Origin of the sequence: Rhizobium sp. GN54, from assembly GCF_021026345.1 — a bacterium.
Lineage (GTDB): Bacteria > Pseudomonadota > Alphaproteobacteria > Rhizobiales > Rhizobiaceae > Mycoplana.
The window spans coordinates 885,889-899,791 of the sequence record NZ_JAJNCZ010000001.1; the positions used below are offsets into that span (position 1 = coordinate 885,889).

Annotated in this window: 14 protein-coding genes and 1 tRNA gene; 8 read left to right on the plus strand and 7 right to left on the minus strand. The window is 65.3% G+C overall.

Translation table 11 applies throughout. From position 1 onward, the window contains the following. The first annotated feature begins 55 nt into the window (after window positions 1–55). From LQK81_RS04230 to LQK81_RS04255, 6 genes are all read left to right on the plus strand, one after another. Window positions 56–658, plus strand: coding sequence for a ubiquinol-cytochrome C chaperone family protein (locus LQK81_RS04230; RefSeq protein WP_230803682.1), 603 nt, complete (start codon window positions 56–58; stop codon window positions 656–658). 26 nt (window positions 659–684) lie between these two features. Further along, window positions 685–1,236, plus strand: a complete 552-nt coding sequence (locus LQK81_RS04235) for a YceD family protein (protein ID WP_230803684.1) — start codon at window positions 685–687, stop codon at window positions 1,234–1,236. A gap of 102 nt (window positions 1,237–1,338) precedes the next feature. Further along, window positions 1,339–2,397, plus strand: coding sequence for a phosphate acyltransferase PlsX (plsX, locus tag LQK81_RS04240; RefSeq protein ID WP_230803686.1), 1,059 nt, complete (start codon window positions 1,339–1,341; stop codon window positions 2,395–2,397). 8 nt (window positions 2,398–2,405) lie between these two features. Then, the gene (locus LQK81_RS04245) at window positions 2,406–3,377 is read left to right on the plus strand and encodes a beta-ketoacyl-ACP synthase III (RefSeq protein ID WP_230803688.1); all 972 of its coding nucleotides are present in this window, start codon (window positions 2,406–2,408) and stop codon (window positions 3,375–3,377) included. Between the two features lie 106 nt (window positions 3,378–3,483). Continuing rightward, window positions 3,484–3,822 carry an integration host factor subunit alpha gene (locus LQK81_RS04250; protein ID WP_230803689.1) on the plus strand — a complete coding sequence of 113 codons (339 nt, stop codon included), beginning with the start codon at window positions 3,484–3,486 and terminating at the stop codon, window positions 3,820–3,822. Between the two features lie 126 nt (window positions 3,823–3,948). Then, a complete protein-coding gene (locus LQK81_RS04255; protein ID WP_230803690.1) occupies window positions 3,949–4,479 on the plus strand; it encodes a MerR family transcriptional regulator in 531 nt (176 codons plus the stop codon). A 52-nt stretch (window positions 4,480–4,531) separates the two neighbouring features. Here the strand turns inward: LQK81_RS04255 and LQK81_RS04260 are convergent, their stop codons facing one another. After that, window positions 4,532–5,110 (minus strand): DNA-3-methyladenine glycosylase, encoded by a 579-nt coding sequence (locus LQK81_RS04260; protein WP_230803692.1) that lies wholly within the window; start codon window positions 5,108–5,110, stop codon window positions 4,532–4,534. A gap of 52 nt (window positions 5,111–5,162) precedes the next feature. Continuing rightward, entirely contained in the window at window positions 5,163–5,378 is a 216-nt protein-coding gene (locus LQK81_RS04265; protein ID WP_230803693.1) for a hypothetical protein, read from the minus strand. A 319-nt stretch (window positions 5,379–5,697) separates the two neighbouring features. On the opposite strand from LQK81_RS04265, the gene glgX reads away from it, so the two are divergent. Together glgX and LQK81_RS04275 are read left to right on the plus strand one after the other, a co-directional pair. After that, window positions 5,698–7,788, plus strand: a complete 2,091-nt coding sequence (gene glgX / locus LQK81_RS04270) for a glycogen debranching protein GlgX (protein WP_230803694.1) — start codon at window positions 5,698–5,700, stop codon at window positions 7,786–7,788. A gap of 265 nt (window positions 7,789–8,053) precedes the next feature. Then, window positions 8,054–8,410 carry a DUF982 domain-containing protein gene (locus tag LQK81_RS04275; protein ID WP_230803695.1) on the plus strand — a complete coding sequence of 119 codons (357 nt, stop codon included), beginning with the start codon at window positions 8,054–8,056 and terminating at the stop codon, window positions 8,408–8,410. Between the two features lie 208 nt (window positions 8,411–8,618). Here LQK81_RS04275 and LQK81_RS04280 read toward each other — a convergent pair. The 5 genes from LQK81_RS04280 to LQK81_RS04300 all read right to left on the minus strand — a co-directional run bounded on the left by LQK81_RS04280 (window position 8,619) and on the right by LQK81_RS04300 (window position 13,888). Further along, a tRNA-Pro gene (locus tag LQK81_RS04280) sits at window positions 8,619–8,695 on the minus strand. Window positions 8,696–8,975: 280 nt separating this feature from the next. Continuing rightward, window positions 8,976–9,824, minus strand: coding sequence for a hypothetical protein (locus LQK81_RS04285; protein ID WP_230803697.1), 849 nt, complete (start codon window positions 9,822–9,824; stop codon window positions 8,976–8,978). A gap of 97 nt (window positions 9,825–9,921) precedes the next feature. Then, window positions 9,922–11,076, minus strand: coding sequence for a glycosyltransferase (locus tag LQK81_RS04290; RefSeq protein ID WP_230803698.1), 1,155 nt, complete (start codon window positions 11,074–11,076; stop codon window positions 9,922–9,924). Continuing rightward, window positions 11,073–12,299 (minus strand): O-antigen ligase family protein, encoded by a 1,227-nt coding sequence (locus LQK81_RS04295; protein WP_230804426.1) that lies wholly within the window; start codon window positions 12,297–12,299, stop codon window positions 11,073–11,075. Before LQK81_RS04295 ends, LQK81_RS04290 begins: the two co-directional genes overlap by 4 nt. A 17-nt stretch (window positions 12,300–12,316) precedes the next feature. Then, window positions 12,317–13,888 (minus strand): undecaprenyl-phosphate glucose phosphotransferase, encoded by a 1,572-nt coding sequence (locus tag LQK81_RS04300; RefSeq protein WP_230803699.1) that lies wholly within the window; start codon window positions 13,886–13,888, stop codon window positions 12,317–12,319. Window positions 13,889–13,903 lie beyond the last annotated feature (15 nt).

The following is a 13,903-nucleotide window of genomic DNA, read 5'->3' on the forward strand; positions in this document are numbered from 1 at the left end:
TGGCCGGCAAGCCATTGCAATTCGTGGGTGCTTCGGTAAACCAGCTTCGGCTGTCATGCAACACGACACTGGCAGCGCTCGCTCCTTCAATCAGCCAAAACTGGGCGTTATGATGATTTTCGGCCTGCTGAAGAAAAAAAACTCAAACCAGCGGATCGTCGAGCGCCAGTACGGCCACCTGACCGCGGCCGCGCGGCAGCCCTATCTCTACGAGCGCCTCGATGTACCCGACACGGTGATGGGACGGCTGGAGATGCTGTCGGCGGTGATGATCGTCTACTTCCGCCGCACCCGTGCATCGGCGACGTCGGGCCAGGAGATCGCCCAGCAGATCGTCGACGCCTTCTTCCAGGACATCGATCATTCGATCCGGGAACTCGGCATCAGCGACGTCGGCGTGCCGAAGCGGATGAAGAAGCTCGCCGCCCGCTTCTACGGCCGGCTGGAATCCTATGCAGCCGCCCTCGATGCCGGCGACGAGACGGCCCTTGCGCAGGCGCTGAAACGCAATATCTATCCGGAAACGGGCGAAGACGGCCCAGACATGCAGGAACTGGCGCGCTATCTCTTTGCCGCCGAGGCTCATCTGACGGCGCTGGATGAGGCGACCGTCGAAGCCGGTGAGGCGCTGCTGCCTCCGGCGGGCCCGGCCACCTGAGACGGCAGGCCGCCAAGGACAGGACCATGAAGAACATCGAAGACCAGCCGTTCTCCTATCTCGTGAAGGTGGGACATATCTCCTCCAACCCGGTGACGGTGAAAATCGCCGCCGACCCGGCGGAATGCCGGGTTCTGGCGCGGCAGTGGGGCGTCGTCGAGGTCAAGGCGTTCGCAGCCGAATTCGAGGTCCGGCGCTGGAAGAAGGACGGCGTCCGGCTGAAGGGCCGGGTCGCGACCGAGATCGTGCAGACCTGCGTCGTCACGCTCGAGCCGGTCGCCTCGAAGATCGACGAGCCGGTGGATGCGATCTTCGTGCCGGAGGGCTCCAAGCTCGCCCGGGCGGCCCTGACCGACAGCGGCGAGATGCTGCTGGACCCGGACGGGCCCGACAGTCCCGAGACCTTCCACGGCGACACGATCGACGCCGGCGCGGTCGCCGCCGAATATGCCGCGATGGCGATCGACCCCTATCCGCGCAAGGAGGGTGTCGCCTTTTCCGCTCACGTGGAGAGTGCGGAAGCCGATGACGCAAAGCCGTCGCCGTTTGCCGCATTGAAGGACTGGAAAAAGAGCTGAATGGGCTTTCGGGCCCTCGACAATTCAGTTGTCACCCGGATGAAAAGCGGTATTTTGACCGAAATTCCGCCCCCGGGGCTGGAGAACAAGGACTGGACTCGCGTGGTCAGAATTTCCGTCGATGTCATGGGTGGCGATTACGGCCCGCAGGTCGTCATCCCTGGCATAGCCAAGGCGCTCGAACGTCACCCCGACATTCGTTTCTGCCTGTTCGGCATCGCTTCCCAATGCCTGCCGCTGCTCGACAGCTATCCCAAGCTCAAGGAAGCGAGCACGTTCACCGATTGCGAGATCGCGATCGCCATGGACGAGAAGCCGAGCCAGGCGCTGCGCCGCGGCCGCAACAAGTCGTCGATGTGGATGGCGCTCGACGCGGTCGCGAAGGGTGACGCGGACGTCGCGGTCTCCGCCGGCAACACCGGCGCGCTGATGGCGATGGCGAAGTTCTGCCTGAGGATGATGTCCGACATCGAGCGGCCGGCGATCGCCGGCATCTGGCCGACGCTGAAGGGCGAGAGCATCGTGCTCGATATCGGCGCCACGATCGGCGCCGACGCCAACCAACTGTTCGACTTCGCCCTGATGGGCGGGGCCATGGCGCGCGCGCTGTTCGAGATCGAACGCCCGACGCTCGGCCTGCTGAATGTCGGCGTCGAGGAGATCAAGGGCCAGGAAGAGGTCAAGGCGGCGGGCCAGCTCATCCGCGAGGCCAATTTTGACACGATCGACTATTATGGATTCGTCGAGGGCGACGATATCGGCCGCGGCACGGTCGACGTCGTCGTCACCGAAGGCTTCGCCGGCAACATCGCGCTGAAGGCGGCCGAGGGCACGGCGCGGCAGATCGCCGAATACCTGCGCGCGGCGATGTCGCGGACCTGGATGGCTAAGCTCGGCTACATCCTCGCCAAGAGCGCCTTCGACCGCGTGCGCGAGAAGATGGACCCGCGCAAGGTCAACGGCGGTGTCTTCCTCGGCCTCAACGGCATCGTCATCAAGAGCCATGGCGGCACCGATGCCGAGGGCTTCGCGGCGGCGGTGGACGTCGGCTACGACATGGCTCGCAACGGCCTGAAGGAAAAGATAGAAGAAGACCTCAAGAGGTATCATGCAGACAGACCCGTCGAAGGCGCGGCCGGCAGCATGAGCGACGGGATATAGGAACAAAGATGATCCGTTCAGTGGTTCGCGGTTTCGGGACGTCGCTTCCGAAGCGGGTGCTCACCAATCGTGAGCTGGAGAGCATGGTCGACACGTCCGACGAGTGGATCGTGCAGCGGACCGGCATCCGCCAGCGCTACATCGCCGGCGAAGGCGAGACGACGGCCTCGCTCGGCGAGGCGGCGGCGCGCGAGGCGCTCGACAGGGCAGGGCTGACGGCGGCCGACATCGATCTCATCATCGTCGCGACCTCCACCCCGGACAACACCTTCCCGGCCACCGCCGTCAACATCCAGAACCGCCTCGGCATGCACCATGGCTACGCCTTCGACCTCCAGGCGGTCTGTTCGGGCTTCGTCTACGGCATGGCGACGGCCGACGCCTATATCCGCGGCGGACTGGCGCGCCGGGTGCTGGTCATCGGCGCGGAGACCTTCTCGCGCATCCTCGACTGGACCGATCGCACGACCTGCGTGCTCTTCGGCGACGGCGCGGGCGCGATCGTGCTGGAGGCGCAGGAGGGCGAGGGGACGGTGGCCGACCGCGGCGTGCTGACGGCCCAGCTCCGTTCCGACGGCGCCCATCTCGAAAAGCTCTACGTCGACGGCGGTCCGTCAAGCACCGGCACCGTCGGCCATCTGCGCATGGAGGGCCGCGAGGTCTTCAAGCATGCCGTCGGCATGATCACCGACGTGATCGTCGCCGCCTTCGACGCCACCGGCCTGTCGATCGAGGACCTCGACTGGCTGGTTCCGCACCAGGCCAACCGCCGCATCATCGACGGATCGGCCAAGAAGCTCGGCATTCCGCTGGAGAAAGTCGTCGTCACCGTCGACCTGCACGGGAACACGTCCGCCGCCTCCATCCCGCTGGCGCTCGCATCCGCTGCCGCCGACGGTCGTATCAAGAAGGGCGACCTGGTGCTCCTGGAAGCGATGGGCGGCGGTTTCACCTGGGGCGCGGTGCTGCTTCGCTGGTAGGAAAAATGCCCCGGCCCCCTACTTCAACGGTGCTTGACCGACAGCGGCAAGGGCAATACTCTTGCCGGATAAGCAAGCGCTTTCAATAAGAAAACGGTGGGAGAAGATGAGCGGCAAAACCGTGACACGCGCAGATTTGGCCGAATCCGTTTTTCGGAAGGTCGGTCTCTCCAGGACAGAATCGGCGGAACTCGTCGAAACCGTGATCGATGAGATCTGCAACGCCATCGTCCGTGGCGAAAGCGTGAAGCTGTCATCCTTCGCGACGTTCCAGGTCCGCGACAAGAACGAGCGCATCGGCCGCAACCCGAAGACGGGCGAGGAAGTGCCGATCTCGCCGCGCCGGGTCATGACGTTCAAGGCCTCCAACGTGCTCAAGCAGCGCGTTCTCAAGGCCCACACCGCCCGCAAGACCAGGCAGAAGGTGCAGGCGCCGGCGCCCTGATCGCGGATCGCCTTGGGACGGCCCCGATTCTCCGCTTGAAAAAAGTGTGACAACCCGCTGAAATGCAAAGACTCAGCCGGCGCGCCCGGAACGTGAGTCGAAAAAGCTTTTCGGTGAGGAGTTTCGATGGAGAAGAGCCCCGACGCCTTCCGCACCATCAGCGAGGTCGCGGACGATCTCGACCTGCCGCAGCATGTCCTGCGCTTCTGGGAGACGCGGTTTTCCCAGATCAAGCCGATGAAGCGCGGCGGCGGGCGACGCTACTACCGCCCCGACGACGTCGAGCTTTTGAAGGGCATCCGCCACCTGCTCTACGATCACGGCTATACGATCAAGGGCGTCCAGAAGCTTTTGAAGAACAACGGCAACAAGTTCGTGGCGGCCATCGCCAGCGGCGACCTTGCCACCGTCGAGGCGCTGGCCGCCGCCAGCCAGGAAGAGCCGGCGGCGCCGAAGACGGCGGACGACGACCAGATCGTCGGCCGCGCCAAGGCGCCGACCAGCCGTCGCTTCTTCTCCTTCGTCGGCGGCGGCAACGAGGATGCGCCGGAAATCTCGATCGGCAAGAGCAGTGTCGGCAAGGAGGACCGCGCCCTTCTCCAGGAAGCGCTCTACGACCTCTTGGAATGCAAGCGCCTGCTCGATCAGGTGAGATAGTAGAAGCCGCGTCCGGCGGGCGAACGCCGGCCGGCCCCGGCCGAAATACCCCTCAGAGCTTGCGGCTCAGGAACGGCGAGCCGCCCAGCCCGAACCGCCAGGGAACGTCGACCGCCTTGGTCAACCCGATGCGAACCCCGGAGCCTACGGCTGCAGGCGCCGTCGCGGGCGCGATCCGGAACGGCGGAAGGGTGACGGGCAGGCCGTCGAGCGCGTCCGTCACGCCGAGCGCCTGGCAGAGCCGGCCGGGACCGGCGCAAAGCCGCCGCAGATCGTCCAGCCCGCGCCGCTTGCGCATCGCCTCGATCCCCGTCGTCGGCTCGATCGCACGGATCAGCACCGCGCTGCCGGGACGGCAGACCAGGTTCAGGCACCAGTGGATGCCATAGGAACGATAGACATAGGCATGGGCGGGCGGGCCGAACATCGCGCGGTTGCGCGGGGTCTCGCCGCGGAAGCTGTGCGAGGCGGGGTCATCGGGCGCATAGGCTTCCGTCTCCACGATCACGCCGCCGACGCCGTCGATCGCAAGCTGCACGCCGATCAGGTCCGGCGCAACGGCCTGCGCGTCGCGATCGAAGAAGTCCTGCCAGCCCGTCGCATCATTCAGGTCTATGTCACCCTGGTCCATCTCCGCCTTGTGCCATCCCGGGGACCGGATCGCAACGGGATGACGATCCGCCTCAGGCGTTGCCGGCCGCAGGGTGGTCTTCCGGTGGCGCGCCCGCTTTCTCTTCGACATAGCCCCAGTTGCTCGAGGCGAACGCGCGGGCCGCGTCCTCGGCCTTCTGCAGGGTCGGAAGATCGTGCAGCACGGTGCTGCGCCTGCCGAACTGGAGCAGGGCGGTCTTGCTCGCCGGATCGTAATGCACGTTCAATGGAGGATGGGAGGGGATCATGACAACCTGCCTTTCTGCCTCGGGAAATGACGGGGAAGGGGGAAAGTTCCGCCCCCGGTCGTGAGGGAATTTTGCATTGCCGGATGCACCCGCACGGAACTTTCGCCCCGGTGCCGCGTTGCAGGCACGGCGTCAGCACGCCGGCCGGGGCAGGCTGGCCGGGCACAGGAGACATCGGCACAGGGGACATCGGCGCAGGGGCATCGGCAATGTCACACCCGAAATGTCACGCCGGCCCATGTAGCGACAGTCCATGTCGCACTGGCAAGGGCCCGAGGGCAGATCTCAAAACCAAACGAACCGATGGGGCGGCACGACCATGGCCATGACCTTCTCCGAACTCGACTTCCTCAAGCCGGAACTGGGTGCCGAGTTCACCGGCGACGGCGTGCATTTCGCGGTGTTCTCCGCCCATGCCGAGAGCATCGATCTCTGCCTCTTCTCGCCCGACGGCCAGGAGGAGACGGCGCGGATGGCGCTGCCCAAGCGCGAGGGCGACATCTGGTCCGGCTATATCGCGGGGCTGAAGCCCGGCACCGTCTACGGCTACCGCGCGCACGGCCCCTATGACCCCTCCGCCGGCCACCGCTTCAACTCGAACAAGCTGCTGCTCGATCCCTATGCCAAGCAGATCAAGGGCGAACTCGTCTGGGACGACGCGCTCTACGGCTACCGGATCGGGGCGGAGGAGGGCGATCTCTCCTTCGACGAGCGCGACAGCGCGCCGTTTGCGCTGAAGGGCGTGGTGCAGGACCCGAATTTCGACTGGGACGGCGACGAGGCGATCCGCCGGCCCTGGACCGACACGATCATCTACGAGGCACACGTGCGCGGCATGACAATGCTGCACCCCGACGTGCCCGGGGACCTGCGCGGCACCTTCCTCGGCATGTGCAGCGATCCGATCGTCGACCATCTGGTGAAACTCGGCATCACCGCGGTCGAGGTCCTGCCGATCCAGTATTTCCCCGACGATCGCTACCTGCTCGAAAAGGGGCTGAAGAACTACTGGGGCTACCAGACGCTCGGCTTCTTCGCGCCGCAGCCGCGCTTCATGTCCGGCGACCGGATCACCGAGTTCAAGACGATGGTCAAGCGCTTCCACAAGGCCGGCATCGAGGTGATCATGGACGTGGTCTACAACCACACCGCCGAAGGCTCGGAACGCGGCCCGACCCTGAGTTTCCGTGGACTGGACAATCTCAGCTACTACCGCCTGTCGCCGGAGGACAAGCGCCACAGCTACGACACGACCGGAACCGGCAACACGCTGAACGTCGCCCATCCGATGGTGCTGCGCATGGTGCTCGACAGCCTGCGCTACTGGGTCGGCGTCATGCATGTCGACGGTTTCCGCTTCGATCTCGCCAGCACACTCGGCCGCACCCGCCACGTCGAGTTCGACCGCGACGGCGGCTTCTTCGACGCGATCCGGCAGGATCCGGTGCTCGCCGGCGTCAAGCTGATCGCCGAGCCGTGGGACGTCGGCGACGGCGGCTACCAGGTCGGCGGCTTCCCGCATCCGTTCCGCGAGTGGAACGACAAGTACCGCGACGACGTGCGCCGCTACTGGAAGGGCAACGAGGGGCTGGTCTCCGGCCTGGCGCAGCGCCTGACCGGATCGGCCGTGCAGTTCAACCATTCCGACCGCGGCGCGACCACCTCGGTCAACCTGCTGAGCGCCCATGACGGCTTCACCCTGGCCGACACCGTCTCCTATGACGGCAAGCACAACGAAGCGAACGGCGAGGACAACCGCGACGGCCATTCGGCCAACCATTCGCACAATATGGGATGGGAAGGGCCGACGGACGATCCCGGCATCGCCGAGGCGCGCGCCCGCCGCCGCCGCAACATGATGGCGACGCTGCTGCTCAGCCAGGGCGTGCCGATGATCCTCGGCGGCGACGAGGCGAAAAACAGCCAGGGCGGCAACAACAACGCCTACTGCCAGGACAACGAGATCGGCTGGACCGACTGGAGCGGCCTCGATGACCCCTTCCTCGACTTCTGCCGCCGGATGATCGCGCTGCGCAAGGAGCACGGCTGCCTGCGGCCGGAGCGGTTCGCGGACGGCGACAGCGGCGACGGCCCGGTGGAGATCGCCTGGTACCGGGAAGACGGCCATCCGATGGACGAGGCAGCCTGGAGCGACGCCGGCCGCCGTTTCGTCATGCTCTATCTGGCGAAGACGGTCCAGGTCGAAGACGGGCAGCAGATCGCCGACCACCTCCTGCTCGTGTTCAACGCCGGCGGCGACAGCGAGATCCGGCTGCCGTCGCCGAATGGCGTGACGCGCTGGCGGCGCCTTCTCGACACTGGCGCCGCGGCACCGTTCGAGGAGACGGAAGCGCAGGAACAGGTGACCGCGCCCGGCGCGAGCGTACTCGTCTTCTCGCCGCCGGGCTGAGGCGGAACCCGCAGGCTCGACCGCATGGCCGACGCCAGCGCCCGCATCCCGGGACCGCAGCCCGTCGTCTTCGACCAAATTCCCATCGGGGCGGAACAAGCCGAAGCGCTCGGCGTTCCCCGTCCGCGCAGCCGTCAGGCCATGCCGTCAAGGGATGCCGCCAGGGGAGCAGCCGGGGAAGCGCGACGGGCAGCCGTCGCGCTATCGTCATGCGACTCACCTATCGGATGCGCACAGAAGCATGCAGGGCCCAGGAGACCCCGAAATGAACAGCCTCTATCCGCGCTGGACCGATCCGGTCCGCGTTCATCTGCAATCCGGACTGACGCGCACCTTCTCCTGCATCTACGACGCGCTGGATTTCCTTGAAAACGAATGGCCGACCCGTGACGGCGCGCTCTACGAGCGGGCGATCCGCCAGTGCCGCGAGGTGCTGGGGCGCTCCTTGCCCGCGCCGGTCGCCCGCGAGGCCTTCGCCTTCGCCTGCCTCGAGGCCGGCATGCCGGTCGCCGGCGACCGCCGCAACCGCCAGCGGCAGGCCGCGCTCCGCGCCCCGTTCACCCCGGCCGACGGCGGCATCGCCGCCACCACCCGCATGGCGCACGCCCTCGCCGGCGCCTGACGCGCAAACGCCGGGACTGTCCGGAGGCCATCGAGATGGAGAGGCGGGCCGACGACGGCTTCCGGTTCGCCAGCCTCAGGCAAGGCGATCTCGGCAAATCCATCCGACGCAGGAGGGCTGCAGGCCACGGACAGCCCGTTCCGCACGAAGGTGTCACCCTGTCTCGGGAACAACTGCCGGCGATATCTCGGTGAAGGGGAAGGGAAAATGGTCGGAGCGGCGGGATTCGAACCCACGACCCCTTGACCCCCAGTCAAGTGCGCTACCGGGCTGCGCTACGCTCCGAACCGAGGAAAGCCCTATAGTCTCGGGCATTTGGAAGCAAGGGCAAAAATGGGTGGTCAAACGGAAAAAGAACAAACGGTGGGGAAACGCAGGTTAGGGTACAGAAAGTCCCACGAGAGTCCCACGGATGTTCTTGCTGTGTTCGTCTTGCAAAAAATAGCCTGGATGCGCACCCGTCGCACCGGGTCGAGACAGGATGCCATCCTGCAGATTTCCTAGCACTTAGCTCGCAACATGGCGGACCGCACCGAGCCCGAACGGAATCCTCGCGAACGGGTCCTTACGCCTCGCGCCCGAAAACCCGATAGAAATCCCGTTTCCAGCGAAAGACATCCATCTCATACTCGTCCAGCAAACGGCGGGTCTCCGCGCCCACGCTTCTTGTGGCTTGCAGTTCGTCAGATAGGCGGATCAGATCCCTGGCGAACTCCCTAAGCTTGCGGACATCATCCTGATCGAGCCTTAACTGGCCGATACGGTGCTCGATTTTTACTGAAAGGCTTCTCAAAGCCGGGTCATCAAAGTGCCGGACATCAGTCTCCAAGGAACTACTAAGTGCGTCGATCTCAGTTGCCAGATGAACGCTATTTGTAGATTGCATTTCCTTCCGCAACTCCGTCATGCGCTCCTGAGTTCTCTCGATCGCCACCCTCTCGAAAATATTGAAGAGCTGCCAGGATAGATAGTCGAGAAATGGCTGCTGGTTTCGCCTCAACTGCGCCTCATCAACATGCATTTCTTCAAGGCTTCGATTGAGGCTTTCATACCAATCGGCGGTCTGGTCCAGAGTTGGCGCAGCCATAATACGAGACCATTTGAACTGGTCGGATAGAATTTTGGAGGATACCGTGGCGTAGTTTCTGAGTGCTTCGAGTGCTCTATCGGCCTCGCTCACCTGCAGCCGTAGCTTTGCCTTCAGACCGAATATTTCGAAACTATCCAGGATTGGAATGTAGCAAATCACCAACAGGCCGACAGCGACGGAGGCCGCAACAGTTGCGGCTGCGGCCCGATCTTCAAAAAGCAACAAGAAGGATAGGGCTAGAAAAATTACCGCGATCACATTGAAGAGAATGAGTTGGATCCATCTTACCGCGGTCTTGATGTTGCCTATGAGTTTTCTCGCCACGCCGAATCTCCCCAAGCTCAGAATCTATTATTGGAACCGTGCAGTTGCCGTGGCAACAGACGTTCAGCTTGGGAAGCTGACAGCGTAGGCCCTTCTCCTACTTTACCATCCGCCGATACACCGCCTCCGTCTCCGCGATCATCCGCGGCAGGCCGTAGTCGCCCTGCTTCCGCGCCGCTTCGGTCTCGTAGCGGGCGAGGCGCTTGGGGTCGGAGGCCTTGACCAGGGCGCGGGCGAACTGGGCGGGGTCGTCGACATTGGCGACGAGGATGCCGTTGCGGCCGTCCTCCAGCACCGTCGAGGCGCCGCCGACCTCGGTCAGCACCAGCGGCCTGCCGGCGGCGGCGGCTTCCAGCATCACGTAGGACATCGCCTCGTAGCGGCTCGGCATCGCCAGCACGTCGATCGCGTCCATCGCCTGGCGGCCGGTATAGTGCATGGTCAGCCGGATGCGGTCGGCGGCGGGGCTTTTGGCGATCCTCTCGCGCACCTGCCGCTCGAGTTCGCCCGAGCCGACCATCAGCAGATAGGCGTGCGGCAGCATGCGGGCGGCGATGGTGAAGGCGTCGATCAGGCGTTCCGGCGCCTTCTGTGCCGAGAGCCTGCCGACGAAGCCGAAGACGAGCGCATTGTCGGGGAGCGCGAGTTCGGCGCGGATGCGCCGGCGCAGGCCGTGGGCGGGTTCCTCGACGCCGTTGACGATGATCGAGAGCTTCCTGCGCGACATGCCGAGCGCACGCGCATGGGCGTATTCGTCGGCGGAGACGCAGATCAGCTGGTCGGTCAGGAAGCGGGCGAGGCAGCGCTCGATCAGGCCGTAGACGAAGTAACCCGCCGGTCCCAGGCCCGGATCCATGGTGCGGAAGGCATGCGGGGTATAGATCCGCGGCACGTGCGGGCCGGGCAGGCGGAGGCGCGTCAGCGCGCCGGCCTTGGAGCTGTGGCCGTGGACGGCGTCGAACGGCCCGTGTTCGCGCATCAGGCCGCGCAGGCGCCGCCAGGCGCCGAAATCCGATGGCCCGGGCGCGCGCGCCATGTCGATGGGATGAATGCCATCGAGCCCGAGCGACAGCAGTTCGCCGACGAAACGCTCCTCCGCCCTGCGTGGCGAATAGGCGGCGTGGACGATGTGGCCGCGCTGCTTCAGGCCGCGGCAGAGGTCGAGGAAATGCCGGCCCGAGCCGCCGCCGCTCGGTTCCAGCACCTGCATCAGCCGCAGGGGGCGCGTGGCCCGGTCGCCGGCCCGCTTCATGGCACCCGCCTCGCGGCAAGGTGCTGCCGCCGGTGGCGGTGCTCGAGCGCGAGGCAGCCCCAGATGATGCCGACGATCAGATAGAAGTGGCGCCAGTGGTCGGTGTCGATGACGAAGCCGATGGCGGTATGGCCGATAAAGGCGATGTAGGCGATCATCAGGTAGGGCTGCCAGGGCCGGTTGAGCAGCAGGTTGCGAAACCCGGCCCAGAGCGTCCAGGCCACCAGCGTCAGGTAGGAGAGGAAGCCGAGCCAGCCGTAGCTCGTCAGCGATTTCAGCCAGATGTTGTGCTCGTCTTCGGGAAAGATCGTGCTGAACACCATCGGGCCGATCCCGAGCGGATGCTCCATCGACATCAAGAAGCCGAGCCTGTGCCGGGCGAAGCGGCCGAGATGGCCGCCGTCATAGTCCTGCACGAGCTGGGTGCGGCTGGAGAAGAGGTCGGCGACCTGCGGGATCTGCAGCGCCACGATGAGGGCGAGCGCCATCGCGCCGACCGCGACGATGCTGAGGGTGAGGATCTTCAGCCGGAAGGCGCCGGTCCGCTCCTTGAGCAGCATCACGAAGACCATGGCGCAGGCGGAAAACAGGAACAGCGCCCAGGCGGCCCGCGAAAACGACAGGAAGAGCGCGAGCGCTATCACCAGGAGGCCGGCGACGTTCAGCGGCGCCTGGCTCAGCCGGTTCGCGAGCAGGCCGTGCATCAGGTAGAGGGCAGGGGCCACGAGGAAGGGGCCGAACACGTTGGGATCCTGGAAGGCGCCCTTGGCGCGGTCGTAGAGCGTGAACGCCTCGCTGCCGGGAAAGGCGTTGAAGTAGCCGAGGATGCCGAGAGATGCGGTGATCAGCGCGCTGGCGACCCAGGCTCGGAAGATCAGTTGCAGCCGCTGCGGCTTCGCCTCGATGATGGCGGCGAAGAAGACGGCGGAGAGCGCCAGAAACAGCGAGACGGCGACATACATCGGCCCGCCCGCCATGTCCTGCATGACGGTGAGCGACAGCATGCCGCCGACGTTGAAGGCGAGGTAGAGCGCGAGCAGCGGTGCAACGCTGCGCGAGATGCGCAGGCCTAGGACGGCCCAGATCCCGATCAGCCCGACCATGAAGAGCTCGTAGGGCGCCGGCTCGGAAATCACGAAGCCGGACAGGAACACCCCGAGCGTCACCAGGGAGGAGGCGATGAGGCCGACGGTCGCAAGCTGCGGCCGCATCGGCTGGCGCATCGGGATCGCGGCGGTACTCAATATGCGTTTTCCGTATTGAGCAGCCGGATCGGCGTCAGGAACAGGATCTTCAGGTCGAACAGCAGCGACCAGTTCTCGATGTAATAGAGATCGAACTCAGTGCGGTAGCGGATCTTGTCGTCATGGTCGATCTCGCCGCGCCAGCCGTTGATCTGTGCCCAGCCGGTGACGCCGGGCTTGACCCGGTGGCGGGCGAAGTAGCCCTCGACCACGTCGACATACTTGCGGTCGTTCGTCTGCGCCTGGATCGCGTGCGGGCGCGGGCCGACGAGCGACAGCTCGCCTTTCAGCACGTTGAAGAGCTGCGGCAGCTCGTCGATCGAGGTCTTGCGGATGAAACGGCCGACCGGGGTGACGCGCGGATCGCCCTTGGTGACGGCGGCCTTCGCCGTCGGGTCGGCCATGTCGGTGTACATGGAGCGGAACTTGTAGACCTCGATCACCTCGTTGTTGAAGCCGTGGCGCTTCTGCTTGAAGATGATCGGCCCCCTGGAGGTGAATTTCACCGCCAGCGCCGCCCCGATCATGACCGGCCAGAGCAAGAGCAGCGCCACCACGCTGAAGGCGATGTCGAAGATGCGCTTGGCGACCTTGTCCCAGTCGGCGATCGGCTTGTCGAAGATGTCGAGCATGTGCACGGCGCCGACCTGCGAATAGCTGCGCGGACGGAAGCGCAGGCCGTTCGAATGCGCCGCAAGCCGGATGTCGACCGGCAGCACCCAGAGCTTCTTCAAAAGCGCCAGGATACGCGCCTCGGCCGAAAGCGGCAGCGAGATGATCAGCATGTCGATGCGGGCAAGCCGCGCGAATTCGACCAGCTCGGCGATCGTCCCGAGCTTCGGATAGCCCGCCACGACCGAGGGCGAACGGCGCTCGTCGCGGTCGTCGAAGATGCCGCAGATGCGGATGTCGTTCTCCGGCTGGCGTTCCAGCGCCCGGATCAGCTCCTTGGCGGGTTCGCCGCCGCCGGCGATCACCGCGCGCCGCTCCATCGTGCCGTTGCGGGCCCAGCGCCGGATCGAATAGGCGATCAGCTGCCGTTCAGTGACGAGATAGAGCGCGCCAAGCACGAACCACAGCACGAACCAGACGCGGGAGGTCGCCTCCGCCGTCTTGAAGAAGAACAGCGCCAGCGCCATGGCCGCGAAGGCGACCGCCCAGGCGCCGAGGATCCGTGGGATCATCCGCCAGGCGGCGCGCAGCGAGGGGATCTGGTAGGCGTCGACGAGATGCAGCAGGAGAACCCCGAGCGCCGACCCGCCGGCGACCACGCCGACATAGAACAGCACGAGGTCCATCGGCGGGGCGACGTAGAAGGTGGTGGTCGCATAGCCGATCAGGAACAGGACGCTGAACTCCAAAAGCCGCAGCAGTCCGGTAATCATGTTCGGCGAATAGCTCTCGGCGCGGAACTGCAGGGCGATCTGCTGCGCGAGCGCATTCAGCTCGACCGTCTTGCCGCCGTCCTCCTGGTCCGGCTGCACGCCCTGGGCAATGGTGCGCACCTCCGACACCTTGCGCCGGATCTGCTCGGGATCGAAGGCATCTGGCTTGTCGATATGGTTCATGGTTCCACCCGGGAC

Excerpts from the sequence above, each read along its gene's own strand:
- LQK81_RS04295 (WP_230804426.1), bottom strand. The coding sequence starts at position 12,299 with ATGCGCCAGCCGATGCGGCCGCAGCTTGCGACCGTCGGCCTCATCGCC.
- LQK81_RS04255 (WP_230803690.1), top strand. The coding sequence starts at position 3,949 with ATGGAGAAGAGCCCCGACGCCTTCCGCACCATCAGCGAGGTCGCGGAC.
- LQK81_RS04230 (WP_230803682.1), top strand. The coding sequence starts at position 56 with ATGCAACACGACACTGGCAGCGCTCGCTCCTTCAATCAGCCAAAACTG.
- LQK81_RS04300 (WP_230803699.1), bottom strand. The coding sequence starts at position 13,888 with ATGAACCATATCGACAAGCCAGATGCCTTCGATCCCGAGCAGATCCGG.
- LQK81_RS04250 (WP_230803689.1), top strand. The coding sequence starts at position 3,484 with ATGAGCGGCAAAACCGTGACACGCGCAGATTTGGCCGAATCCGTTTTT.
- LQK81_RS04265 (WP_230803693.1), bottom strand. The coding sequence starts at position 5,378 with ATGATCCCCTCCCATCCTCCATTGAACGTGCATTACGATCCGGCGAGC.
- glgX (WP_230803694.1), top strand. The coding sequence starts at position 5,698 with ATGGCCATGACCTTCTCCGAACTCGACTTCCTCAAGCCGGAACTGGGT.
- LQK81_RS04260 (WP_230803692.1), bottom strand. The coding sequence starts at position 5,110 with ATGGACCAGGGTGACATAGACCTGAATGATGCGACGGGCTGGCAGGAC.
- LQK81_RS04275 (WP_230803695.1), top strand. The coding sequence starts at position 8,054 with ATGAACAGCCTCTATCCGCGCTGGACCGATCCGGTCCGCGTTCATCTG.
- LQK81_RS04235 (WP_230803684.1), top strand. The coding sequence starts at position 685 with ATGAAGAACATCGAAGACCAGCCGTTCTCCTATCTCGTGAAGGTGGGA.
- LQK81_RS04290 (WP_230803698.1), bottom strand. The coding sequence starts at position 11,076 with ATGAAGCGGGCCGGCGACCGGGCCACGCGCCCCCTGCGGCTGATGCAG.
- LQK81_RS04245 (WP_230803688.1), top strand. The coding sequence starts at position 2,406 with ATGATCCGTTCAGTGGTTCGCGGTTTCGGGACGTCGCTTCCGAAGCGG.